The organism is Candidatus Protofrankia datiscae (assembly GCF_000177615.2).
In the GTDB taxonomy this organism is placed as follows: Bacteria; Actinomycetota; Actinomycetes; order Frankiales; family Frankiaceae; genus Protofrankia; species Protofrankia coriariae.
On record NC_015656.1, the window covers coordinates 3,149,159 to 3,173,870 of the forward strand.

The following is a 24,712-nucleotide window of genomic DNA, read 5'->3' on the forward strand; positions in this document are numbered from 1 at the left end:
CGATCCGTGGCCTGGCGGCCGGAATCCGGCCGGGCCATCAGATCCGTAGCTCGAACTCGATGTCGAGGACACCGTTGTTCTCCGACCAGGTGATGCCCTCGGCGTGCCGGGCCCGGGCGTAGGCCAGGATCGCGTCCCGGTAGGCCCCGGCCAGCGCCTGGTGGAAGATGTTGCGCCCCTGAATACCGACGGTGACCAGCCGTTTCGCTGCCTCCCGGCGCAGCGCCTCGGCGCGGGCGGCTGCGGCCTCGGCCAGGGCGGCGTCCGCGCGGGCCGCGGCGGCGGCCTCCACGGCGGTGCCCTCGGCGCTGTCGGCCTGCTGCCGGGCGGCGGCGAGCAGCGCCTCGACCTGGGCGTCGACGGCCCGCTCGGCGTTGCGCGCGGCCTCCCGGCGGGCGTACCGCTGCGTCCGGCCGCCGTAGTTGTCGTCGTAGTAGATGCCCTCGCCCTCGGCCTCGACGGTTTCGGCGAGCTGCCCGCGGACGACCGCGCTGGCCTCGCCGGAGGCCGTCACCTCGGCGACGGCCTCCGCGACGATCTCCAGTTCGCGGGTGGCGGGGTGGTAGCTCAGCCAGCCACCGTCGAGGGCGTGCCGGAACGACTCGCCGTCACGTTCCCACCCGGCGGTGCGGGCGAGGACTCCGGTCAGCGCGGCCAGGGTGGGCGCGCCGATGCCGGCGGTCAGCGGCTCGCGGATCCGGGCGTCGCCGGTGGCCTGCCCGCGCCGGGTCACCTGGCGGCGGACCTCCTGCTCCCAGGCGTCGCTGAGGTCACGGGCGGCGCGGACGCGGACCCGGCGCGGGTTACACATCGACCAGTTCCTCCTCGGCGAACCGTTCCCGGTAGATGGCGATCGTCTCCCGCTGGTGGCGTTGGACGTTGGCGAGCAGGTCGCGGGCGTCGGGATGGTCGCGGCGCAGCTCCAGGACGAGCCGCTGGCCGCGTCGCAGCAGCTCCCGGAACTCCTCGGCGCCGGTCACCCGCGCACGCTGGCCGGCCAGCTCGGCGAGGTCGATCCGCAGCTCGCCGAAGCTGCGCACGGTACGGCCGGGCCGGTCGACGGGCACGCCGGCGTCGGCGACGATCCGGCGTATCGTCTGCTCGTCCCGCGGGCTGGTCCACAGGTGGACGAGCGGGGCGAGGTCGACGAGTTCGGCGGCGGCGCGGCCGGCGAGCAGCGCGCGGGCCGCGAACGTCTTCTGCGCCTTCACCGCCCGCCGGTCGGAGAAGACGACGCCTTCGGCGCGCAGGGAGCGCACGATCCGGGCGAACGGCCCGCGCACGGCGGTCAGGTCGATGTCGGCGACGGCGCGCTGGAGCCGGCCGAGATCGGCGAGGCCGAACCCGACCCGGGTGCGCCCGGCCGGGCCGCCTGCCCCGGCCGCCGCCGGATTGATCAGTTCCTGTTCGCCGCGCCAGCCGAGGGTGAGGACGTCCTCGATGTCGTCGTCGGGGACATAGCCGAGCCGGCAGCGCAGCAGGAACCGGTCACTGAACGCGGCCAGCACCGGATCGTCCGGAATGTCGTTGGACGCGCCGAGCAGCGTGATCAGACTGGCGTCGACCGTCCGGGTGCCGTTGTGGAAGGTCCGTTCGTTGATGAGGGTGAGCAGGGTGTTGAGGATCGCCGAGCTGCCCTGGAACACCTCGTCGAGCAGGGCTATGTCGGCCTCGGGCAGCATGCCGGCGGTGTTCACCTGGTAGACGCCCTCGGTCCGCAGCCGCCGGATGTCGATCGGCCCGAACAGCTCGGCCGGTTCGGTGAACCGGGTCAGCAGATAGCTGAAGCAGCGGGCGTCGAGCGTGCGGCGGAAGCGTTCCAGCAGGCTGCTCTTGGCGGTTCCCGGCGGCCCGACGAGCAGGACGTGCTCGCGGCACAGGACGGCCAGAGCAAGCAGGTCGACCGCTTCGTCCCGGTCCACGAAGTCCTGCCGGACGTCGCGGAGCCGGGTGGCGAACGTGCGCGCCAGCACCCTGGTCGGCTGGTCCAGCGCTGGTGTGGTCATGGCGCGGTGCTCTCTCCCCGGCCGGGCCTGGTACCGGTGGCACGGGACGTCCCGGCCCGGGAGTTCCCGTCCGTGTCCGTGGTGGATTCTTCCCCATCGGTGACGATCGGGAGCGTATCCGTGATGTCACGGCGTATGGCGCACTCGGTGCGCCGGTCCGACGGCGGGCTCTTCGCCAGCTCCCGCTGCTGTCGGGCCGCCCGCAACGCCCCGATCAGCTCGCCGAGCCGGCGGGCGTCAGCGGGCCGCCGCGGGTCGCCGACCAGCTCGTCGGCGCGGCCGTCGCGGAACACCGAGCGGATCTCGTCGCCGTTGAACCCCTCGGTCGCCCGCGCGATGGTGTCCACCAGCGCGGGGTCGACCGGGATGCCGAAATGCTCGGCGTGCACCCGGACGATCTCCCGGCGGGCGTCCTCGTCCGGCAGGCCGATCCTGATCGGGCGGAACCGGCTCGGCCGCAGCAGCGCGTCGTCGATCAGGTCGATCCGGTTAGTCGTACCGATGATCAGAACCGGCACCTCGGGGCGGAAGCCGTCCAGCTCGGTGAGCAGCTGGGCGACGATCGCGTTGCCCGCCCGGCTGCCGCCGTCGCCCCGGCCGGTGCGGCTGGCCGCGATCGAGTCGAACTCGTCGAAGACGACCACGGCCGGGGCGTTGCGCCGCGCCTCGGCGAAAAGATCGCGGATCTTGCGTTCGCTCTCCCCGACGTACATGTCGGTGACCTCCGGCCCACTGACCACGAGGATCGTCGCGGCCAGCCGGGCGGCCACGGCCTTGGCGAACAGCGTCTTGCCGGTGCCCGGCGGGCCGTGGAAGATGAACCCCCGCGGCACCAGGTCGTGGCGGAGATGGGCGGGCAGGTCGACGGCGCCGCCGATGATGCTCAGCGCCCGCGCCAGCTCGGCCTTGACCTCCGCGTAGCCGCCGATCGCCGAGAACGGCACGTTCGGCACCTCGAACGAGCTGGACGTCCGGGCCTTGAACACCCGCAGCTCGTGACGCAGGTCGGCGAAGGTGGGCCGCCGGTCGCCCTCGCGGAGCGCCGGGCGGTGCTGGTGGTAGGCGAACCGCAGGGCGTTGCGCAGCCGGACGGCGTTCATCCCGGCCACGTACTTGTACAGGTCGGCCGCGTCGAAGCCGTCGAAGAGCCCGGCCTCCTCGCGGGTGACCAGCACCCGCGCGCCGGAGCCGGTCGTCACCTCCCGGGGCAGGATTTCGATCGACAGCCGGACCGCGAACCGGTTGGCCAGCACCTCGGGGATCACCAGGGACGGGTCGGTGAACGCCAGCAGCACGCACGCGCTGCGCTCGTAGAGGACGTCGGCGAGCTCCCGGGCCTCGCTCGTCAGCGCCGCGTCGCTGCCGCCGGCGAGCAGGTCCAGATGCGGGACGACCACCACGTCACCGGGCTTGGCGTCGGTGACCGCGGCCTGCAACGCGACCAGCAGCTCGGCGCGGCGCCCGCCACCGAGCGGGGTCGCCTCCCCCGGCCCGGACGGCGTCCCCGGCACCGCGGCCGCGGCGCCGCCGGCGGGCCGCGGCGTCCGCTGGGGCCGTCCGGAGCGGCCGGCGATCTCGTGGGCCAGGTGCTCGACGAGCAGCTTCTCGCAGCGCACCAGGACCGACAGGCCGCTCTCCAGGTACGCGGCGGCCCGGTTGATCTCCGTGTCGTGCGCGATCAGCACGGCTTCCCGCTCGCTCAGCGTCTCCGGATACCCGGACTCCGCGGCCGCGGCCGGGCCGGCCGCGGCGGCGTCCCGCCCGGCTGTGTCACCGCCCTGCCCGGGCAGGGGGGTGTTCCGCCCGGTGCTGCTGGCGTGGGTGCCCACGTCCGCGCCAACCCCGCTGCCGGGGCCGCTGCCAGCGCCGGCAGCGGGGTTGGCAGCCGAGTTGTCCGCGGCGTCGGTGCCGGCCGCCGGCCCGCCGTCGCGCGGTGAGCCGGCCGCGGCGAGGGCCGTCAGGTCCAGGCCGGGAGGGAGATGGAGCGGGGTCGACGGGTCGGGTTCGGCCAGCTCCAGGACGAGCCGCCGGACCGGTACGTCCAGGTAGGCCGGATCCAGCGGGGTGATGCTGAACGCCGGCAGGTCGGCCAACAGCTCACCGAGCGTGAGCTCCGGTTCGTCGGTCTCGGCCAACACGTAGCGATCGTGAAACGCCGTCGGGTCGAGCGGGACGAGCCGCAACGTGCGTACACCCGCACTCATGCCGCACCTGCCGCCGACACGGCGAGCCGGTACCGCCGGACAAGGGTCAGCGCGTCGCGGTGGCCGTCCAGGAACATCCGGGAGCGGATCAGCTCCGGGTCGCGCTGGTCCAGCACGGCCAGCGGCGCCCAGAACCGGATGGTGGCAACAGGCAGGTCGTCGGGCGGCCCGGTGCCGGCGAGCGCCCGGGCCGCCGCGCCCAGCCGCCCGTCCCAGTCGGCGCCGTGGCGCAGCCGGGCCAGCAGATAGACGTCGAGCACGACATCGGGATGATCGTTGGACAGCCGGGTCAGCAGCTCCGCGCGCCAGGCGAGCACCGCCGGGTCGGACGACCAGGCGGCCAGCGCCGCGGTCAGCACGGCACACCCACGCGGCCGGCCGAGCAGGCCGACGGCGGCCGCGGCCTGCATCGCGGTGGCACCGCGGGCCAATCGGGCCAGCGGCGGCCGGTACAGCACCGCGGTCAGGGGAGACGCCCGCAGCAGCGCGTCGGCCAGCTCGGCGTCGATCGTCCGCTCCGCCGCCAACCCGACCGGCGTGGCCAGCCCGACCGGTGTGGCCGGTGTGGCCAGCCCGGGCACCCCTGCCGGCCCGGGCGGCCCGGATGCCGCGGCCGGCCCGGAGTCCGCCGTCCGCTCGGGTGCTGCTGCCCGCCCGGCTGTTGCTGCCTGTTCGGATATCGCTGCCTGTTCGGATGTTGCCGTCCGTTCGGGCGTTGGCGTGCGGTGTACCGTCCGGCAGGCCAGCAGGGCCGGAGCGACCACGGCGTGCCGGGCGAGCGCGTCGGCCCAGCCACCGGCGGGCAGCCCCACCGCGGGAGACGCCTCGGCGAGGGCCCGCGCCGGCACGGGCTCGGCCCGCCCGCCGACCGCGGCGGCCAGCAGCAGCGCCCCCGGGCCGACCGGCACCGGGTCGGCGAACGGAGGCGATCCCGTCCCGAGCCGGGCGGCCGTGCCGCGGATCAGCTCCCGCAGCGCCGTCACGGTGGCCGCACCGGGACGACCGAGCCCGCCGACGTCCCGCAGCGGGCCGACCGGTGGCGGCCCCGGCCCTCTCGCCGCGTCACCACCCGCCGGCCGGTCGGCTCCAGCGGCCTCGGCGGCCCAGGCGAGCACCCGCCGCACGGTCATCTCCGCGTTCATCCGGCGGTCCCCCAACAGGGGGTGATCACCATGCTCTCACCACCGTCCCGGGCACCTCTCACCTCCTGTGCGCGCCACCTCCTGCGAGCATCACCTCTTGTGCGCGCGCCGTGGCTGTAAGCACGGCGTCAGCATCAACAGCGACGTCTCAAAGAAGATCGGACTCCACCATTGTTCCGGGCGGCTGCCCTGGATCCGGCCAGGAACGACGCAGGCGGCGTCCCCCGTCGTGCGGACCGCCGCGCGTTCATCCCGGAGGTCATCTCAGCCGTCCCGGCCCAGGCGGGCGGAGCCGGCGATCTCGAGTACAAGCTTGCCGGTGTTGCCGCCGGAGAAGAGCAGGAGCAGCACCTCGGGGAAACCCCCGATCCCGCCGGTGACGACGTCCTCGCGAGCCCGCAGCGAACCGTCCGCCAGCCAGCTGGCCAGCTCCGCCGTCGCCTCCGGATAGCGGTCGGCGTAGTCGGAGACCAGCATCCCCGTCATGGACGCGCGCTGGATCAGCAGCCACCAGTAGTTCCGCGGTCCGCTGACCTGCGTGGTCGCGTTGTACCGCGAGATCGCGCCACAGATGACCACCCGCGCGCCGAGGGCCAGGTGGACGAGGACGCCGTCGAGGATGTCACCGCCGACATTGTCGAAATAGATGTCGACGCCGTCGGGGGCGTGCTTGTGCAGCGCGTCCTCGACATTCTGCTCCTTGTAGTCGATGGCCGCGTCGAAACCGAGCTCGTCGACCAGCCAGCCGCACTTGCGCGCGCCACCGGCGATACCGATGACACGGCATCCCAGCCGTTTGGCGATCTGGCCGACCACGCTGCCGACGGCACCGGCGGCCGCCGAGACCACCACGGTGTCACCCGGCCGGGGGCGGCCGATGTCGAGCAGCCCGAAATAGGCGGTCAGGCCCGGCATCCCGAGCGCGCCGAGGTAGGTCGGCAGCGGCGCCCGGCCGGTGTCGACCGTGGCGACGCCCCGGCCGTCGCAGACCGCGTACTCCTGAACCCCGAACGGCCCGGTGACATGGTCACCCACGGCAAACCCGGGATGTCTGGAGGCGACGACGCGGCCGGCCGCATAGGCGCGCATGACCTCCCCCAGCGGCACCGGCGGGACATAGGAGCGCGCCTGGTTCATCCAGCCCCGCATGGCCGGGTCGAGGGAGACATAGCTGATCTCGACGAGGAACTCCCCCTCACCGGGGGTGGGAACCACTGTCTCGACCTGCTCCCAGTCGCCGGGGGCGGGCAGGCCCACCGGACGGGCCGCGAGACGGATCTGCCGGTTGACGGCCTTCAAGGTCCACCCTCCACGGGACAACGGCGCTTGGTACGGCGGCTGCCCCTGCCAGGGAAGCCCCTGCGGAGGCGGCCCTGGCAGGAACAGCCCTGATACGGCGGATGCCGCGTGCCGGATGCCGGGCGCCGGGCAGCCACCGCCGACGGTAGCGCGGCTACGGCCCGGCGGAGGGCCGCTCGCCGAGGTAGCCGTTGCGTTCCAGGAAGGCCAGCAGCGCGTCGGCCGCGCCGGCGGCGTTCACAGGGCCGACGATGGTGGGCGGTTCGTGCGCGACCAGCACGCCGGTCAGCTCCATCAGGCGCTGCCGGGGGGTGCCTGACGGCGGCGGGACGACCCTGGTCCGCGGCCGGAACGGACGCGCCGAGCGGACCGTGACGGCGGCCGCCAGGTCGTCGCCGGCGACGGTTTCCGCGTCCAGCACGGCTATCTCGGCGCGCTCCGCCGCCAGGACCGCCGGCAGGGACGCCCGTCGCGGCCGGACGCCGGCGCCCTCGACCGAGCACACCGCCGGCGGGCGCACCCGCAACCGTTCCCGCCGGCCGCCGTCGAGACGGCGCTCGGCCAGCAGCGACCCGCCGTCGACACGAAGGTCGACCAGCCCGAGCGCCTGGGCGGCGCCGAGCTCGTGCGCCAGCAGCGCGGGCAGCGCGCCCGTGCCCCGGTCCGGGGAGCGGTCGCCGCAGAGCACCAGCGCCGGCTCCCCGACGGTGCGGACCGCGGCGAGCAGGCTGCGGGCCAGGGCACGCTCGTCCCGGCCGAGATCGTCGAGGTAGTGCCGGGCGGAGCCGAGCGGATCGCCGGCATGCCGGGGATCGTCACCGTGGCGCGGGCCGCCGGCGTGCGGCGCCGGCGCCGCCCCCGGTGCCGACGCCGGCGCCGGCCATGGGACCCGCAGCACTCGCGCGCCGAGCGCGGCCGCGGCGCGCAGGGTCTCGTCGGCTGCGGGTGGGCCGGCGGCCACGGCCAGCACCGCCCCACCCCAGGCATCGGCGATCCGCAGCGCGTGCTCGAGGGCGGCCTGCTCGGCCGGGGCGATCCCGGCGCCGCGCAGGTCCCGGGTGACGGCCCCGGTCAGCGGGTCGACATCCGGCCGCAGGTCGGTGTGGCACAGGCACACGACGACAAGCGGCGCGACCGCCGTCCCGGTACCGACCGCTGCCCCGACCGCTGCCCCGACCGGGGTCTCGGCCCGGGTCTCGGCCCGGGTCTCGGCCGCTGTCGTGAGTGCCGGTTCGGACGGCTGTGACGTCACGGCGCCGTCACCCCCGCCGGAAGACGACGCCCTGCCCGCCGTCCGGGTAGGTCCATCTGATCGCGTTCTCGCCGTTACAGATCATGTAGCAGGTCCCGCACTCGAAGCACTGCTCGTAGTTGAACAGGATGCCGCCGTCGGAGGTCGGGGCGAACAGGTTGGCCGGGCAGGCGGTCACGCACGCCTTCGTGGTGCACGAACGGCAGACGTCGGAGTCGACCACGATGTGGGCCCGCTCGCCGACCCGGAAGTCGACGGTGGCCATCCGGTCGTCGAAGGAGATGTCGTGCCAGCGTTCGCCCGTGGCGGCCCCGGCCGCATCGCCCGAGCCGGCTGTGACCGCCGGGTCTGCCGGCAGACCCGTGGCCGCCGGGCCGGTCCTGGCCGGTGCGGCCGTCGGGGCCGCCGGGGCTGCCCGACCGGCCCGGCGGCGGTCCCGACTGCGGTCCCTGACGAGGCCGAGCGGCAGGCGGCTCATCGGAACACCCGGCCGATCCGGGCTGCGTCGGCGGCCAGCTCGCGCAGGCTCACGCCGTTGCGCCTCGCCGCCCGCCGCAGCAGCCGGGTGAACCCGGGCTTGGGCGTCGGGTTCGTCACGGTGAACACCCCTTCGGCGATGTCGGTGATCAGGCCGGGATACCGCTGCTGGATCCGTTCGGAGAGGATCACCTCGGGCGCGCCGCGCAGCCGTCTGTGGTCGGCCAGCACGAACTGTCCCTCCAGGTCGGACCGGTAGGAGGCGAGCCCGGCCGAGGAGACGTCACCGACGGTGATCGCCCGGGCGGCGACCCGGCCCGCGGCCAGCCCCGAGCCGATGGCGAAGTTGACCCCCTCCAGCCAGATGCCGGCGGCAAGCGTCATGCCGGCGGCGTCGCCGGCGAGGAGCAGCCCGTCGGCGTGCAGCCGCGGCATCGCGTCGTAGCCGCCTTCGGGGATCAGATGGGCGGAGTACTCCTTGACCGTCGACCCGCGCAGGTAGGGCGCGACGGCCGGGTGCGCCTTCACATCGGCGATGATCTCTTCGGGACGTACCTTCGCCACCGCCAGGTGGGGCAGGGAGAGCACCACGCCGACGCTGACCGTGTCCGCGTTGGTGTAGAGGAAGCCGCCGCCGGGGATCCCGCGGGTGCAGCCGAGCATCTCGATGTCCACGCCCTCGGTGCGGCGCACCCCGAAACGTTCGTCGATCACCTCCGCCGGCAGCGACAGCACCTCCTTGACGCCGAGGGTGTGGTGCGCGGCGTCGGCCCGCGGCAGCAGGCCGGCCTCCTTCGCCAGGAACGAGTTCACCCCGTCACAGGCGATCACGACCTGGGCGCGCAGGTCGCCGTCCGCCCGGTCGGTGCGCACACCGACGACCCGGCCGGCGGCGTCGCGCAGCAGCCCGGTGGCCACGGTCGAGGTGACCAGTCGGGCGCCCGCGGCCACGGCCCTGCCCGCCAGCCAGCTGTCGAAGTCCGCCCGGTAGGTGGTCATCCCGTTGTAGGGGGCGGCGCCCCAGGCCTGGCTGCGGTAGTCGATGGACAGCGACCGCGTCGGCGTCATGATCATCGTTGACCGACGCACCACCCAGCGCTCCACCGGCACCTCCTCCCACCAGGCGGGGAGGACCTCGTCGAGGACCCGGCCGTAGATCACGCCACCGTAGACGTTCTTCGACCCGGGAAACGGCCCCCGCTCGACGAGCGCGACGGACCGGCCCGCCCGGGCCAGCTCGAGCGCGGCGGCCGACCCCGCCGGGCCGGCACCGACGACGACCGCGTCGAAGAACAACGTCGCCCGGCCGGGTGACACCGATGACGCCGGTGACGCCGGTGACGCCGGCTGCGGGGACGGCGGGGACGGCGGGGACGGCGGGGACGAGGCCGACGCCGACGGTGCGGGCGCCGCGGGCGTTGCCGACGACGCGGCAGGCGTTGCCGTCACGGCCGGACCTCCTCGGGGACGGGGACACCGAACCGCCGGGCCAGCTCCATCAGCAGTTCACGGGCGTCGGTGACCAGGCCGAGATCGGCCATCGCGGTCATCGGGCAGGACGGGTCGACGTTGACGCTCACCACATGCCGGGGCGAGCCCAGCCCGCCGACGTGCTGGCTCGCGCCGGAGATCCCGAACGCGACGTAGAGCTCGGGGTCGACCGTCACCCCGGTCGTGCCGATCTGGCGGTCGTAGCCGATCCAGCCGGCGTCGGTGGCGACCCGTGTCGCCCCCGCCGAGGCGTCGAGCGCCGCCGACACGGCGGCGAGCAGGTCGAACAGCGCCCGCGCCTGATCCGCGCCGGACCCGGGGGGCACCAGCCCGGCGCCGCCGCCGACGACCCGGCCGGCCTCGGCAAGATCCATCGTGGCCGGATCCGGCTCGACCACCTCGATGACGTCGACATCACGCGCCCAGACCGCCGAGGACCGCGAAGGTGACAGCGGCGGCAGGGGCAGCTCGCGCGGATCCGGACGCCGCCCGGCTGTGGGCACGGAGCGCACGCCCGGCAGCAGGGTCGCCACCGCGGGCCGCACGCACTCCACCGTGAGCAGCAGCCGGTCGTCCAGCCTCGGCAGCTCCGCCCGCACCACCCCGTCGGCGTCCCGCCGGACCGCGACGGCGCCGGCGAGCAGCGGACGGTCGAGCGCGGCGGCCAGCCGAGGGGCAAGGTCACGGCCGTCCGGGGACGCCGGCAACAGCAGCAGCGGGACGTCGGCGAGCACGTCGGCGAGCACCCGGGCGAGCGCGCCGGCGCGCAGCCCGGGGCCGGTGTCGCTCCACCACAGCGCCGACGCGCCGGTGACCGCCTGCGCCGCCTCCTTGGCCCCGCCACCGATGATCAACGCCTGCCCGTCGGCCTCGGCGATGCTCTCCTGCGCGCCCAGCGGCAGCACCCCCCCGCGCGCCACCACCACGGCAAGCACCACCCCGCCCGGAACGAACCGGCCGTCTCCCACACCCCCCGCGCTCGCATCTTCCGGTTCGCTCCGACGGCCACTCCCTCCGCCGCCGTCCCCGGGACGGGGACGACCACTCCACTCGCGTCCGTCTGCGTTCACAGCGAAACCCCCACGCGTTGGCCTTCGACGACCGCGGCGTGTGCACGGCGGGGGGCGAGGCAGTCGCCAACCCGGTGGACGGAGAACGGCAGCGCCGGCAGATCCTCGCGCAGGCCGCGCCAGAGCGTGTCCTCCGCCTGCTGCTGAACGGCGCAGACCACCCAGTCCACGGCGCGCTGGGCGTCGGTGCCGGTGGGATGGTGCTGGAGGGCGAGCAGCACACCGCCGTCCGCGCCGGGCGTCACCCCCATCGGCACCAGATCGGTGCTCTGGACGATGCCCCTGGCCGCCGCCCGGACGTTCCAGGTCTCCAGGTCCAGTGTCACCCCGAGGTCCTGGCCGACGACCATGCCGTTGGTGACGACCTCGACCTGGCAGCCCCGGTCGGCCAGCAGCTCCGCGACGGAGGTGGCCTGGTGGAACCCCAGTTCGTCCACGACCACGACGGTGCCGCTCGGCTCCGCCCGCCCCTCCAGCACGTCGCGCACGTCCACCACCCGGGGATGCCCCGCCGCCCACCAGGGGGGATTCGGTCGGGCACCCGTGGCCAGCACCACCGCGTCCGGGGCCTGCGCGCGCAGGAAGTCCGCGTCCACCTCGACGGAGGTCCGTACGTCGACGCCGGTCCGCCGCACGTGCGCGATCAGGTTGCGCGCGATGTCGAGGAACTCCGCCCGGCTCGGCACGGCCGCCGCCACCGGCACCTGGCCGCCCAGCCGCGACGACCGCTCGAACAGGGTGACGTGGTGCCCGCGCTGGGCGGCGGTGACAGCGGCCTGCATGCCGCCGGGGCCGCCGCCGACGACGTGGACCCGCCGCCCGCGGCGGCGCGGCGGCGGCAGCGGCACCGACTCCCGGCCGGTGCGCGGGTTCTCGATGCAGCCCAGCCAGCGGTTGAGCCCCATCCGTCCCACGCACTCCTGGTTGCAGGACAGGCAGGTGCGGATCTCGGTGGCGTGCCCGGCCCGCGCCTTGGCCACGAAGTCCGGGTCGGCGATCTGGCCGCGCACCACCCCGATGAGGTCGGCGTGTCCCGCGGCCAGGGCCCGGTCGGCCTGCAGCGGGTCCTTGAACCGGCCGACGCCGACGACAGGCAGGCTCACCGCCTGCCGGATCGCGCTCGGGATGAACATCGCGTAGCCCGGCGGCACCTGCATGCTCGCCTCGATCATGTAGAGGGTGGCGGTGGCGACCCCGATCGAGGTGTTGATGTAGTCGACCTTGCCGGTGGCCTCCACCAGCCGGGCCACGGCGACGGCCTCCTCGATCGTCGTACCACCCTCGATCAGCTCGTCGCCGCAGATCCGCACGCCGAGGGCGCGCCGCGGGCCGAGGGCCACCCGGACCACGTCGACGATCTCCAGCAGCAGGCGGGCCCGGTTCGCCAGCGTCCCGCCGTAGGCGTCGGTGCGCCGGTTGGTCGCCGGGGAGAGGAAGCCGCGCACGATGGACGAGTGCGAGCACTGCAGCTCGACGCCGTCGAAGCCGCCGGCGACGCAGTGCTCGGCGACCAGCCCGTAGCCGTCGACCACTTCCCGGATCTCGTGAAGCTCGACGGCCTTGGGGACCTCGCGGAACAGCGGGTCGGGCACCGGGCTGGGCGCCCACACCGGCAGCCGCGAGTACATCGACGACGCCTGGCCGCCGTTGTGGTTGATCTGGGCGAGGATGGGCACGCCGTGCGCGTGCACCGTGTCGGTGATCCGCCGGTAGCCGGGGATCACCTCCGGGTTGAACCCGTGGATGAGCTTCTCGTACGGCCAGTCCGTGGGATGCGTCGAGTGCTCCTCGGTAATGATCATCCCCGCGCCGCCTGCCGCCCGGGCCGCGTAGTAGGCCACGTGCTGCTCGGAGGGCAGGCCGTCCCGCGCGTAGTTGGTCAGGTGCGCCGAGAAGACCACCCGGTTGTCGACGGTGAGCGGCCCGATGCGCAACGGGCTGAACAGGTACCGGTAACGGCTGGTGGCACTCATGTCGCCTTCCTGGGTGCGGGCTGCCGGCTGGGTGCGGGCGGCCGTCCGGGCACCGGTCCGTACGGCCGCGTAGCCGCCGCCGGGCGAGGAACCGCCGGACGTGCGGCCAGTGGACGAGGAGCCGCCAGGCGGGAAGCCGCTGAATGAAGGTCCATCGGAGGTGGCCTAACCGCGGCGTGCCCCGGCGAGCGGCCGGGACGCCGGCGGGCTCGTACGGCCGCCGATCCCGAGAGCGCGGCGGCGGCCCTCCAGGACCGCTTCGAGAACCGTCCGCGGCGCCACACAGTCGCCGGCCCGGGGCGTGCCCGGCCGGGCCGTGTACAGGGCCTCCTCGGGGAGGCGGTGACCGCAGTCGACGAGCACCGCGCACGGCAGCGTGCGGCGCTCGCCCGTCCAGACGTCCTCCAGCACGACCCGCCCGCCGCCGGCCTCGCGCAGCAGCACCCGCGGCTGGCGGCGCACGCCCGCCTGCTGCAGCCGGGTGTTGGCCGGTGCGAGATCGCCGGTGAGGGAGAGCAGCGTGCCCGCCACCGTGTCGGGGGTGCCCAGGGTCACCTCGCGCCCGGCTCCGGCGAGCCATTCGGCGACCCCGACCGCCACCGGCCCCCCGACCGGGTCGTGGACGAACACCGGGCCGGCCGGAACGGCGTCCAGGCCGCCGCGCAGCACGTCGAGCACGTCGAGCACGGTCGTCCCGCCTGCGCCGGGACGGTCCTCGGCGGCGCCCCCCTCAGCAGCGCCGCCGGCTTCGTCATCAGCACCAGCACCAGCGACGACACCAGCACCGGCGACGGCTTCGCTGTCGGCTCTGTCCTCCGCACCGGGACCGCTCTTGTTACCGGCATCGCTGCTCTTGTTGCCGCTGTCATCGGCGGCACCGCCCTCACCGCCGGCGGCGGCGCTGGAGCCGGCGGTGAGGGCGGCGGCATCATCGGCACCAGCCGGTCCGTAACGGCCGGGCACGGGCCGGGACCCGGTGGCGAGCAGGACGTCCCAGCCGTCCGCGACGGCCGCGTCGAGATCGTCGACGGTCACCTCGACCCCGAGGTCGACCCGCACCCGCAGCCGGTGGCACTGCGCCGCCAGCCAGTCGGTGAGCAGAGCCAGCCGGGTGCGGCCCGGCCCGACCGCGGCGGCCCGCAGCGCGCCGCCGAGCGCGCCGGTGCGTTCGGCCAGCCGGACCTGGTGCCCGCGCAGCACCAGCACCCGGGCGGCCTCCAGCCCGGCGGGCCCACCGCCGACCACCAGCACGCCGCGGGCCCGCGGGTCGGTGCCCGCGACCGGCCTCTCGGCGGTCTCGTGACCGCTGTACGGCTCACCGACACAGCTGACGACCGGGTTGCGGTTGTCACGCACCCGGCAGGCCTGGTTGCACAGAACGCACGGCCGCACCTGGTCGGCCGCGCCCGCGCGTGCGAGACGCACCAGGTCGGGTTCGGCGATCTGCGCCCGGGTCATCTCGACCATGTCGGCGACGCCGTCGGCCAGGGCGGCCTCGGCCTCGGCCACGTCCACGACGCTGCCCTGCAGCACCATGGGGACGCCCCCGGCGGCGGCCCGCATCCGCCGGCACAGCTCCAGGTTGAACATCGGTGGCGTGTGCGCGGTGGGCCGGTAGGCGGAGGTGGAGAACGGCCCGCCGCGGACCACGACGAGCAGGTCGATGTCGCCGGCGAGGGCGGCGACCTGCGCGGCCGCCTGCTCGGGTGTCACCCCGGCCCAGGGCGCGAGCTCGTCGCAGGACAGCCGCAGCGCGAGGATGCCCTCGGCCCCCAGCGCGCCGCGCACCGCGGCGATCACCTCGCGGGTCAGGCGCAGCCGGTCGCTGCCGTAGTCGTCCTGACGCTGGTTGGTCAGCCCGGAGTGGAACTGGCGCAGCAGCGAGACGGCCCCGGCGTCGATCTCCACCCCGTCGGTGCCGGCCGCCGTGGCCAGCCGGGCCGCGGCGGCGAAACCCTCGATCACCGCGTCGATCTCGGGCTGTTCCATCTCCGCGGGCAGTTCGCGGCTGGCCGCGTCGGCCACCGGCGACGGCGCCCACAGCACCGACTGGGAGAACGCGCTCGAGCCCTGCCCGCCGGCGTGGCCGAGCCCGGCGAGCACCAGGGTGCCGTGTTCCCGGCAGGCGTCGGCCACCGCCGACCAGCCGGGGGCGCAGTCGGCGGCCAGCGGTGCCCGTTCGTAGGGCCAGTCGTCGGCGGTGACCGACGCCGTCTCGGTGACGATGATCCCGGCACCGCCGGCGGCCCGCCGGGCGTAGTAGGCTACCTGCCGGGGGCTCAACGAGCGCCGGTGGCCGAGGTTGGTCTCGTGCGGCCCGAACAGCACTCGGGAGGGCGCCTGCCGTGCCCCCAGTAACAGGGGGTCGGCCAGTTGTGGGGCGGGCATGTCAGTGCCCCACGGCGGTGGGCGCGAACCCGGCCAGCGGGTCCTGCTGACAGGCACTCACCGGTGCGGCACTCACCGGTGCGGCACTCACCGGTGCGGCACTCACCGGTGCGCGGCCGATGACCACCGGGACCGGCCCCGGCCCGCGCCCCGACCCCCCGCGCCGCGGCGGCTTCCCGGCGGCGGCCCGGGCGTGGGAGTGGTCGCCGGAGGGCTTCGGGACGCCGGCGTCGCCGCGGGCGAGCATGGCGTCGACCCCGTAGCCCTGGACGCACTCGGGATCCGGGCCGTCCAGCGGCAGGCCGGTGAAGAACTTCGCGGCCATGCAGCCGCCCCGGCAGGAGTCGAAGTGCGCGCAGGACGCGCACGCGCCCCCGCTCTGCGGCGCCCGCAGCTCGGTGAACAGCTCCGAGGAGCGCCAGACCCGCTCGAAGCCACCGGGCTCGCGGACGTTGCCGGCGAGGAAGGAGTCGTGGATGGCGAACGGGCAGGCGTAGACGTCCCCGACCGGGTCGATCAGGCAGACCACCCGGCCGGCGCCGCACAGGTTCAGCCCGGGCAGCGCCTGGCCGTAGGCGGACAGGTGGAAGAAGGAGTCCCCGGTGAGCACCTGCTCGCCGTGGGCCACCAGCCAGTTGTAGAGCTCGCGCTGCTGGGCGGCGGTGGGGTGCAGCTCGTCCCAGACGTCGGCGCCGCGGCCGGACGGGCGCAGCCGGGTCAGCCGCAGCTGGGCGCCGTACCGGTCGGCGAGGGCCTTGAACGCGTCGAGCTGGCCGGCGTTGTGCCGGGTGACGACGACGGAGAGCTTGAAGCCCGAGAACCCGGCGTCGGCGAGGTGCTCCATGGCGCGCACGGCGGTGGCGTGGGAGCCCGTGCCGCGGACCGCGTCGTTGATCTCGGCGGTGGCGCCGTCCAGGGAGATCTGCACGTCGATGTAGTCGCTGCCGGCGAGCCGGGCGGCGACGTCCCTGGTGATGCGCACCCCGTTGGTGGAGAACTTCACCCCGACGTGGTGGGCGACGGCGTAGTCGACGATCTCCCAGAAGTCCGGGCGGACGGTCGGTTCCCCACCGCCGATGTTGACGTAGAAGACCTGCATGCGCTCGAGCTCGTCGATGACCGCCCGGCACTCCGCGGTGCTCAGCTCGCGCGGGTCGCGCCGCCCCGAGCTGGACAGGCAGTGCACGCAGGCCAGGTTGCAGGCGTAGGTGAGCTCCCAGGTCAGGCAGATCGGGGCGGCCAGGCCGTGCTGGAAGTGGTCGACCAGGCGGGCCGGTGCCGCGGCGACACTCACGGCAGGCTCCTTTCGACGATCATGGACGTTGCCGCCAACGTGGCAAGGGCACGGTGGTAGCGCGGCAGGTCGGCCTCGGTGAGGCCGATCGCGGTGGCGGCGTCCCGCGCGCGGGGGTGCTCCGGCAGTGCCTGGACCAGGCGCAGCAGCGTCGGGTCCTTCAGGAAGGACAGCCGGCGCGTCCCGAAGTGGTAGACCAGCGCTCCGAAGGGCTCTGGCCGCACCGAGACCTGGGGATGCAGCTGCCAGGGGGCGTCGAGGGCGAAGTCGGGGACGGCCCGCGCCGCCGCGGTGGGCTCGCTCGTCCGGGCCGCGCGGGCCGGTGCCGCGTCAGCCACTGTCTGCTCTGGCCGTCCGGGCGCGGCGGACGGGGTGCACGATGGCTGACGCGGCGCTGGGAGCGGCACTAGTAGACCCCGCACATCCCGTCGATGGAGACGTCCTCGACGAGGAACTCCTCCTGGATGACGTCGACATCGCCGTCGACGACCTGTGCCGCGCCAGCGGTGTCCTCGTCGAGGATGGTCAGCGTTTCGCCTGCGTGGTTGCCCATGGCCGCTCCCTTGTCGCTTCCCTGTGTCGGTCGGGTGGTTTCGTGTGCGAATGCACAGTAGTGGCACTCAGTGCCGAGTCACAGTAGTGGCACTTGGTGCCGAAAGAAAGCCCCTGCACCGTTTCCGCCCAGATCTCCGGCCGAATCCTCCGTCCAGATCGTCCGTCTGGCCAGGTCTTCCGTCCGTCTTCCGCCTGGATGCCCTGGCCGGCGAGCGGCCGGGCGCGGCGGCTCCCGCGCGGCGTGGATCGCGACGGATCTTCGGGACAGTCGCCGACTGGTGCCGGTCGGTGTCGATTGGTGTCGATTGGTGTCGATCAGAATCGATTGATATCGATTACCATCGATTGGTATCGTCGGCGGGCGAAGCGACACTGCCCATGATCCGGGAGCTCACGCCCCGGCGATGTCGCGGGAGGGCGGCACAGCGATGGCGCGACCGAAGGTTCCGCTGATCTCCAGACAACGGGCACTGGAGGTCGCGCTGGAGATCATAGACACGGAGGGTATCGACTCACTGAGCATCCGGCGGCTCGCCGAACGGCTCAGGGTCAACGGCGCCTCCCTGTACCACCACTTCCAGAACAAGGACGAGATCGTCGTCGGCGCGGCAAAACTGGCGCTCGAAGGTGTCCGCACCCCGCAGGCCCACGACGAGCCCTGGCGGGTGTGGATCCTGCGCAGTGCCCGCCGGCTGCGGCAGGCACTGCGCGAACATCCCGACCTCGTGCCCGTGATGCTGCGCCGCCGGCCGCTGAGCATCGGCTTCATGCAGTTGGAGGCCACCGCCGCGCTGCTGGCAGAGGAAGGTGTGCCGGTCGGGGCGATCGCGCCGATGCTGGAGGCGCTCGAGCTTGCCGCGATCGGCAGCGCCCTGCACGAGGCGCGCGGCGGCGACCGCGCCGGGGTGGATCACGACGCCGAGCGGACGCCGTATCTCAACCAGGCGTTCGAACAGCGTTCCCTGTCCGCCGACGAGATCTTCGACAGGCTGTGCGGACAGCTCGTCGACACGGTCGTGGCCACGGCTGCCGAGCGGGCGGCGGGGATGCCCGCCACGCGGGCGCTTCCCCCTCCCCAGCGACGGGCCCGGTCGTCCCAGAGCTCCTCGGCGAAGGCCACCGTCTGACCCTCCGGCAGGGTGATCGGCAGGATTCGGCCCGTGGCACGATCCGGCCCGCGTGGTGAACGTACGTTCGCTGCGCCGGGCCGCCGCGGACCCGGCGCCACACCGGCTGTGACGGGATGTGCCATTGGATGAGCGGACGTTCCCTACCTGGTTAGGCTGAGGCCGCACGAGCCAGGATGACGGCTGCTCACCCGATCTAGGCCGGAGGCGGTATGACGGACAGCGGGACGGCCAACGAGACGGCCAACGGCGCGACCGGGCCGCTGCGCGGGCTGCGCGTCGTCGAACTCGCCGGCATCGGCCCCGGGCCCTTCGCCGCGATGCTGCTCGCCGACCTGGGCGCGGACGTGATCCGGGTGGACCGCCCGGGTGAGGCGAACGACATCGTGCCGCCCGCGGTGGACGTGCTGCGGCGCGGCCGTCGTTCGGTCGCCATCGACCTGCGCTCCCCCGACGGCGTACGGGCGGTGCTGGACCTGGCCGAGCGGGCGGACGTGCTGATCGAGGGCTACCGGCCGGGGGTCGCCGAACGCCTCGGGGTCGGCCCGCAGGACTGCTGGGCCCGCAATCCCCGTCTCGTCTACGGCCGGATGACCGGCTGGGGCCAGGACGGCCCGCTGGCCCCCACCGCCGGGCACGATATCGGCTACATCGCGATCACCAGAGCGCTGCACGCGCTGGGCCGCCAGGGCGAGGAGCCCGCCGTGCCGGTCAACTTCCTCGGCGACTTCGGGGGCGGCTCCCTGTACCTGGTCGTCGGCGTGCTCGCCGCGGTCTTCGAGGCGGCCCGGTCCGGCCGCGGCCAGGTGGTCGACGCCGCCATCGTCGACGGCGCGGCGTCGCTGACCGCCATGGTGTACGGCCTGCTCGCCGCCGGGCAGTGGCGCGACGAGCGGGGCGTCAACCTGCTCGACACCGGGCGTCCCTGGTACGACGTCTACCGGACCGCCGACGACAACTGGGTCGCCGTCGGGCCGCTGGAGCCGAAGTTCTACGCGCAGTTCATGACGCTGCTCGGTCTGGAGCCCGACGAGGCGGAGCGTGCCGACCCCGCCGCCTGGCCCGCGCTGCGGGAGCGGATCGCCGCGGCGTTCGCCCGGCGCACCCGGGACGAGTGGGCGAAGGTCTTCGAGGGCACCGACGCCTGCGTCGCCCCCGTGCTGAACCTGACAGAGGCCGCGGGCCACCCGCACCTGGCGGCCCGCGGCACGTTCATCGAGGTGGACGGGGTGCGCCAGCCCGCTCCCGCGCCCCGTTTCAGCCGGACGCCTCCCGGCCGGCCGGAGCCTCCGGCGCGGCCCGGCGCGCACACCCGACAGGCGCTGACCGACTGGGGTGTGCGCGACGTGGACGCGCTGCTCGCCTCCGGCGCGGCGGTCCAGGCCTGACCCGACGGTCCGGGGAGGAAGCCGGGGCGGCCGGCCAGCGACAGCTCGTAACTGTTGCTACCTCAGGCGACAGGTTTGCCACAGTACGGGATGGGCTGCAGCGGTACGAACTGGCTGCCATCGTCGCTGACCTGGACGAACGCGTAGCAGTCGCTGAGCTGTCCGATGTTGGTGGCGAAGTCGACCGGCTTCAGCAGCAGACCGCCACCGTCGTAGCTGCGGACCTTGCGCAGGCTGTCGATGAACCCCTGGCGGGTCGGGCAGGGCCCGGCCTCCTGCAGCCCACGGATGAACATGTCGGCGGACAGCCACCCGAAGACGGTGCCCTCCTGCGCCGGGGTCTGGTTCTCCGTCGCATAGGCGGTCATCGCGTTGAGCAGCCGGGTGTGGGCCGGTGTGTTCGCCTCGAACGGAACAAAGTTGATGTACACGACGAGCCCGGCCAGCGCCGGGCCCAGCTGCAGCAGCAACGCCGGGTCATAGCCGGTCGGGGCGATCACGGCCTTGAGATCGACGTTGGCGGCACGAACCGCCGGGATCAACTTCGCCAGCACGTCCGGGAAGATGACACCGGCGATCGTGTCGATGCGCGCCGCCTTCATCTGCCGGGCCAGCGCGTCGAAACTGGTCGTACCGGCGGTCACCTCGTACTCCATGTCAACGGAGATGCCGGAGGCCCGCAGACTGTCGACGATCTCCTCGCGGTATTTCCGGCTTGCGTCGCTCAACGCCATGTTCACCATGGCGGCACGAGCGCCACCCCGGCTGCGGACGAAATCCCCCCAGACCGTGGACGCGCCCTTCTCGGACGAATAATAATGCCATGAGAACATGTTCTGGTGCTCTGACCAGGCAGCCTCGCCGGCGAACCCGGTGACCGGGATCCCCTTCTCGTCGAGATACTGCGCGGAACCACTCCCCGCCTGCAGCCCCTCCATGACGCCGAAAACCTCTTCGTTCTCGACGAGCTGACGGGCCCCGATCAGGTTCACCGAGGGATCCGTGGCGTCGTCCCGCCAGGCATAGGTGAGCTTCCGGCCGTTGACGCCGCCTTCGGCGTTGGCCAGCTCGAAACGGGCCTGGACGCCGGAGCGGAACCCGTGCACGGGGGAGGCTCCGGGCCCGGAATCGCTGTACAACAGGCCGGCTTTTACCTCGGCGCTGGTCACTCCCGGTGCCGTACAGCTCTCCGCCTGCACGGATCGGCTGGTATCCCCGCTGCCGCATCCGACTACCAGACCGCCCAGGCCGCTCGACGCGACGACCAGAGCGGTGAAACGTAAGTGCCAACGTCTGCTGACCAATGACATGTTGACCCGTCTCTTGTCCCAAGTGTGAGATGGAGCACAGGCCAGTGTAGGAGTATGCGGTGCGCAGTCGGACGGCCACCAGACTTTGGCCTTCCGTTGATGTGAAGAGTCACCGAGCGACGACCAGAAGCGGTGTACGGCAGGGATTACGAACCTCCTGCCGCCCCCCGTTGTGGCGCGGTCGCACAGAGCTGGCCAGAGCCGGCCAGAACCGGTCTGACGCCGCGTGAGAGGCGGGCCGTGACCGTACCTGTACCTGCCAGGCGAGCGGGCTTACGCGGCCCGCGGCGGGTGCCGGTGGCGGCCGGACGGTGGTTCCGTCCGGCCGCCACCGGCACGACGCCGCAGGTCCGGCCCGGCCTGTTCACGCGGGATCGGCCGTTCCCGCGCGACCAGCCAGTTGCGGTCAGTAACCGCCCGCTCAGGGGAGCAGGCGGCCGCAGCGCGGGGTGGGTGCCAGCGGCAGGAACCGGCTGCCGTCGTAGCTGACCTGGACGAAGGCGTAGCAGTCACCCAGCCGTCCGGAGTTGGTGGCGAAGTCGACCTTCTGCAGCAGCAGACCGCCGCCGTCATAGTCGTGAACCTTGCGCAGGCCGTCGATGAACGACTGGCGGGTCGGGCAGGGCCCGGCCTCCTGCAGACCACGGATGAACATGTCGGCGGACAACCATCCGAAGACGGTGCTCTCCTGCGCCGGAACCTGGTTCTCCGGGGCGTAGGTGGTCATCGCGTCGAACAGCCGCTTGTGCGCCTCGGTGTTCAGCTCGAACGGGACGAAGTCGGTGTAGATGATGACCCCGGGCAGCGCCGGGCCGGCCTGTTGCAGCAGCGTCGGGTCGTAGCCGACCGGGATGAGCACGGTCTTGAGGTTGACCCCGGCGGCCCACACCGCCGGGAGAAGCTTGATCAGCACGTCCGGGAAGATGACCCCGGCGATGGTGTCGACCTGCGCCGCCTTCATCTGCCGGGCCAGCGCGTCGAAGCTGGTCGTGTTGGCCGTCACCTCGAAGGTCATGTCGGTGTTGACACCGGCGGCGTTCAGGCTCTGGGCGAGCTGCCGGTGGAACTTCTTGGTGGCCTCGCTCAACGCCATGTCCACCATGACGGCACGGGTGCCGCCCCGGCTGCGGACGAAGTCTCCCCAGACGGTGGACGAACCCTGTTCGGTGGTGTAGTAGTGCCAGGAGAACATGTTCTTGTACTGCGCCCAGACGGTCTCGCCGGCGGATCCGACAACCGGGATCCCCCGCTCGCTCAGATAGGGCGCGGAACCGGCCGCCACGTGCGGTCCCTGAATGATTCCGAAGACCCCTTCGTCCTCGACGAGGTCGCGGGAACCGACCAGGTTCAACGCGGGGTCGGTGGCGTCGTCCCGCCAGGAGTAGATAATCTTCCGGCCGTTGACACCGCCCTCGGCATTGGCCACCCCGAGACGGGCGTTGATACCGGACCGGAACCCGACCAGCGGGGACGCCCCCGGCCCAGACATACTGAACACCAGACCGGCTTTGACCTCGGTATCGGTTACTCCCGGCGTCCTACAGGATGATCGGGCGGACTGCCTGACACCATCGCTGTCACCGCATCCGAGCACCAGCCCACCCAGAGCGCCCAATGTGAGAACCAGGGTGATGAAATGTAAGCGTCGGCGTCTTCTGATCACTGTCATGTTGACCCGCCTCTCCGTGCGCACGAGATGAAACAGGGCCATTCTAGGAGTGCACGGTAGGTAGTCATCCGTCCCCCGGTATTCCAATGTCGATTGGAATACCGGGACGCGACACCCGGCCGACGGGAGAACAACCGCGAACCGGGTTCGGGAAAATCCGTCCCGGTTGTCACCGCACGACCGGCCGGACGCGCGGTCACGGTTTTCTCCTGGCCGCCAACTCCCGGCCCGCGGCCTCCCGACAGCCTGCCCGAAAGCCGGCAGCCGGGAGAAGAAACCACCCGGACACAGACGGGACACCCGTCCCAGGGCCTGTCTCGGCGGTGGCAAGGAAGACCGCTGGCCACCTCCTCGCCCGGGCCGCCGGCGCTGTGCTCGCCCCGGCTGGGAAGGGCTTCTGGCACCGTGTGCCTGACGGCCTCTGGCACCGTGTGCCTGACGAAGCCGTCAGCCCTGCCCGGCCTGGCCGTGGCCCCGCTCACCCGCTGCCGTCGACGGCGGTGGAAAGCCGTCTCGGACCCCCGTCGCAGGCCGGGGCCGCCGCGGGGCCCGTCGACATCAAAAGATCGTCCCCTGCCGCGGATCCCCGCCGGACGGCCAGCCCCGCCAACTGGCCGATCCGGCGGGCCTACAGCCGTCCCGGGCCGCCGAAGCGTGTTCCGGCGTTCCGTTTCGGTAGAAACAACCGACAGAAAGACCATGCGGTATCGACGGCGATGCGAAACCGGTGTCGTCACGCGACAGACGTCATCGCGAAACCAGCGTCGTCGCGCGGCGGACCTTGTCGCGCCGCCGTCGGCCGTCGGAGCTAGCCCTTCAGGGCCTGCACCAGCTGCGTGGTCTGGGTTTCGGTCAGACATTTCGTCGCACCCTTGTTGAGGCTAACTACCTTGTCACCCTGAATAGCTGCCTGGAAATAGCAGGTGGGGAAGGCCGGCTGACCCTCCGTGAAGGTCGTCGGTGGAATGATGCCACCCAGCGTCTCGTCCTTCAGCGCGTACAGCCCCTTCTTGACGTCGGCCGATGTCGAGTCGGGCCCGAGGTTACCCGCTTTGGCCGCCGCTTCGAACAGTTTGCCGCTGGCCCACGGGTAGATCGTGTCATAGGTGAACTGCCGGCTCTTGCGCAGGTCCGGGTAGTACGTGTCCAGCGCGTCGAGGAACTCCTTCACCGCCGGCACGGACTCGTCGGTGTAGAGGACGGTCGGAGACGACAGGAGAGCCCCGTCGAAACCGTTGTGCCCCAGCCAGGACGGCCCGAGGGTCGGGGTCTGGCTGATCACGGTCGGGGTGAATCCCTGCTGGGCGCACGAGTCCGTGACCCGCGGCACGACCTCGGAGTTGTGCGCCACGAACAGCGCGTCCACGCCCTCGTCCTTCAGCGCCAGGCATGGCGCGGTGTAGTCGGGCGCGGTCGCCGAGATCTTCCCGGTGGCGATCCCGACGTCACCGACGATGGCGGAAGCCGCCTTGCCCAGGCCCTCGAGCTGGGCGCAGACGGGTGTCTCGGAGCAGTACAACAGGCCGACTTTCTTCTTGCCGGCCGCCTTCGCCGCCTCCCAGATACCCACCGTGGTCACCGGGACCGGTGCGCCCGTTATGAAGAAGTCCGGATGGGTCAGGAAGGGCGACTCGACGGAGAGCCCGCCGACGACCGGAATATCCTTCTCGGTCACGTAGTCGGCCCAGGTCGCGTCGACCAGGCTGCTGTCGCCGACGATGGCCACGACCTTGTCCTGCTCGACCAGCTTCCTGACGGCCCGCAACGACCTCGCCGGGTCACCTCCGTCGTCCTCGACGATCACTTTCACCGGATAGCCGTTGGCGCCGCCCCGCGCGTTGACAGATTTGGCCCAGGTGTCGAAAACGTCCTTGAGCCGGCCGAGGGTGGCCGACTGCGCACCTGAACAACTGCAGATCGCGCCGAGGACGACTGGCTTGCCCGACAGCGCCTCCGCGTCCGTCCCCGAATTGGAATCCGAGGAGCTACAGGCAGCTACCGCCACCAACACGGCGGTCAGTAAGGCCCACAACGCGGCGCCGCGTCTTTTCCCGTTCATCCTTCTCC

At 72.9% G+C, this 24,712-nt stretch carries 19 protein-coding genes; 2 read left to right on the top strand and 17 right to left on the bottom strand.

Annotated features, from left to right (window positions below):
- Positions 1 to 37 precede the first annotated feature (37 nt).
- The 14 genes from FSYMDG_RS13060 to mftA form a co-directional block, all read right to left on the bottom strand.
- Positions 38 to 811, bottom strand: a complete 774-nt coding sequence (locus FSYMDG_RS13060) for a hypothetical protein (RefSeq protein WP_013873917.1) — start codon at positions 809 to 811, stop codon at positions 38 to 40.
- Positions 804 to 2,006, bottom strand: coding sequence for an AAA family ATPase (locus tag FSYMDG_RS13065; protein WP_013873918.1), 1,203 nt, complete (start codon positions 2,004 to 2,006; stop codon positions 804 to 806). Before FSYMDG_RS13065 ends, FSYMDG_RS13060 begins: the two co-directional genes overlap by 8 nt.
- A complete protein-coding gene (locus tag FSYMDG_RS23195) occupies positions 2,003 to 4,210 on the bottom strand; it encodes an ATP-binding protein (protein WP_013873919.1) in 2,208 nt (735 codons plus the stop codon). The genes FSYMDG_RS13065 and FSYMDG_RS23195 overlap by 4 nt, the downstream gene beginning before the upstream one ends.
- Positions 4,207 to 5,352, bottom strand: a complete 1,146-nt coding sequence (locus FSYMDG_RS13075; protein ID WP_013873920.1) for a hypothetical protein — start codon at positions 5,350 to 5,352, stop codon at positions 4,207 to 4,209. Before FSYMDG_RS13075 ends, FSYMDG_RS23195 begins: the two co-directional genes overlap by 4 nt.
- A gap of 264 nt (positions 5,353 to 5,616) precedes the next feature.
- A complete protein-coding gene (locus FSYMDG_RS13080) occupies positions 5,617 to 6,651 on the bottom strand; it encodes an NADP-dependent oxidoreductase (RefSeq protein ID WP_013873921.1) in 1,035 nt (344 codons plus the stop codon).
- A gap of 154 nt (positions 6,652 to 6,805) precedes the next feature.
- Positions 6,806 to 7,903: a mycofactocin-associated electron transfer flavoprotein beta subunit gene (locus FSYMDG_RS13085; protein ID WP_013873922.1), complete on the bottom strand. Its 1,098-nt coding sequence runs from the start codon at positions 7,901 to 7,903 to the stop codon at positions 6,806 to 6,808.
- 7 nt (positions 7,904 to 7,910) lie between these two features.
- Positions 7,911 to 8,381, bottom strand: a complete 471-nt coding sequence (locus FSYMDG_RS28520) for a ferredoxin family protein (protein WP_013873923.1) — start codon at positions 8,379 to 8,381, stop codon at positions 7,911 to 7,913.
- Complete coding sequence (locus FSYMDG_RS13095) at positions 8,378 to 9,829, bottom strand: FAD-dependent oxidoreductase (RefSeq protein WP_013873924.1); 1,452 nt, start codon at positions 9,827 to 9,829, stop codon at positions 8,378 to 8,380. Before FSYMDG_RS13095 ends, FSYMDG_RS28520 begins: the two co-directional genes overlap by 4 nt.
- Positions 9,826 to 10,839 (bottom strand): mycofactocin-associated electron transfer flavoprotein alpha subunit, encoded by a 1,014-nt coding sequence (locus FSYMDG_RS13100; protein WP_013873925.1) that lies wholly within the window; start codon positions 10,837 to 10,839, stop codon positions 9,826 to 9,828. Before FSYMDG_RS13100 ends, FSYMDG_RS13095 begins: the two co-directional genes overlap by 4 nt.
- 98 nt (positions 10,840 to 10,937) lie before the next feature.
- Complete coding sequence (locus tag FSYMDG_RS13105; protein WP_013873926.1) at positions 10,938 to 12,914, bottom strand: mycofactocin system FadH/OYE family oxidoreductase 2; 1,977 nt, start codon at positions 12,912 to 12,914, stop codon at positions 10,938 to 10,940.
- Between the two features lie 165 nt (positions 12,915 to 13,079).
- Positions 13,080 to 15,302: a mycofactocin system FadH/OYE family oxidoreductase 1 gene (locus FSYMDG_RS28525; protein WP_013873927.1), complete on the bottom strand. Its 2,223-nt coding sequence runs from the start codon at positions 15,300 to 15,302 to the stop codon at positions 13,080 to 13,082.
- A 1-nt stretch (position 15,303) separates the two neighbouring features.
- Positions 15,304 to 16,596: a mycofactocin radical SAM maturase gene (mftC, locus tag FSYMDG_RS13115; protein ID WP_013873928.1), complete on the bottom strand. Its 1,293-nt coding sequence runs from the start codon at positions 16,594 to 16,596 to the stop codon at positions 15,304 to 15,306.
- Positions 16,593 to 16,934: a mycofactocin biosynthesis chaperone MftB gene (gene mftB, locus FSYMDG_RS13120; protein WP_013873929.1), complete on the bottom strand. Its 342-nt coding sequence runs from the start codon at positions 16,932 to 16,934 to the stop codon at positions 16,593 to 16,595. Before mftB ends, mftC begins: the two co-directional genes overlap by 4 nt.
- A gap of 68 nt (positions 16,935 to 17,002) precedes the next feature.
- Positions 17,003 to 17,149 (bottom strand): mycofactocin precursor MftA, encoded by a 147-nt coding sequence (mftA, locus tag FSYMDG_RS24585; RefSeq protein ID WP_013873930.1) that lies wholly within the window; start codon positions 17,147 to 17,149, stop codon positions 17,003 to 17,005.
- A gap of 430 nt (positions 17,150 to 17,579) precedes the next feature.
- On the opposite strand from mftA, the gene FSYMDG_RS13125 reads away from it, so the two are divergent.
- Together FSYMDG_RS13125 and FSYMDG_RS13130 are read left to right on the top strand one after the other, a co-directional pair.
- Positions 17,580 to 18,278, top strand: a complete 699-nt coding sequence (locus tag FSYMDG_RS13125; protein ID WP_013873931.1) for a TetR/AcrR family transcriptional regulator — start codon at positions 17,580 to 17,582, stop codon at positions 18,276 to 18,278.
- A 212-nt stretch (positions 18,279 to 18,490) separates the two neighbouring features.
- A complete protein-coding gene (locus tag FSYMDG_RS13130; protein WP_013873932.1) occupies positions 18,491 to 19,666 on the top strand; it encodes a CaiB/BaiF CoA transferase family protein in 1,176 nt (391 codons plus the stop codon).
- A gap of 62 nt (positions 19,667 to 19,728) precedes the next feature.
- Here the strand turns inward: FSYMDG_RS13130 and FSYMDG_RS13135 are convergent, their stop codons facing one another.
- The 3 genes from FSYMDG_RS13135 to FSYMDG_RS13145 form a co-directional block, all read right to left on the bottom strand.
- Positions 19,729 to 20,976 (bottom strand): ABC transporter substrate-binding protein, encoded by a 1,248-nt coding sequence (locus FSYMDG_RS13135; RefSeq protein WP_013873933.1) that lies wholly within the window; start codon positions 20,974 to 20,976, stop codon positions 19,729 to 19,731.
- A 421-nt stretch (positions 20,977 to 21,397) separates the two neighbouring features.
- Positions 21,398 to 22,687 (bottom strand): ABC transporter substrate-binding protein, encoded by a 1,290-nt coding sequence (locus tag FSYMDG_RS13140; protein ID WP_347176484.1) that lies wholly within the window; start codon positions 22,685 to 22,687, stop codon positions 21,398 to 21,400.
- A 766-nt stretch (positions 22,688 to 23,453) separates the two neighbouring features.
- A complete protein-coding gene (locus FSYMDG_RS13145; RefSeq protein ID WP_013873936.1) occupies positions 23,454 to 24,704 on the bottom strand; it encodes an ABC transporter substrate-binding protein in 1,251 nt (416 codons plus the stop codon).
- Positions 24,705 to 24,712 lie beyond the last annotated feature (8 nt).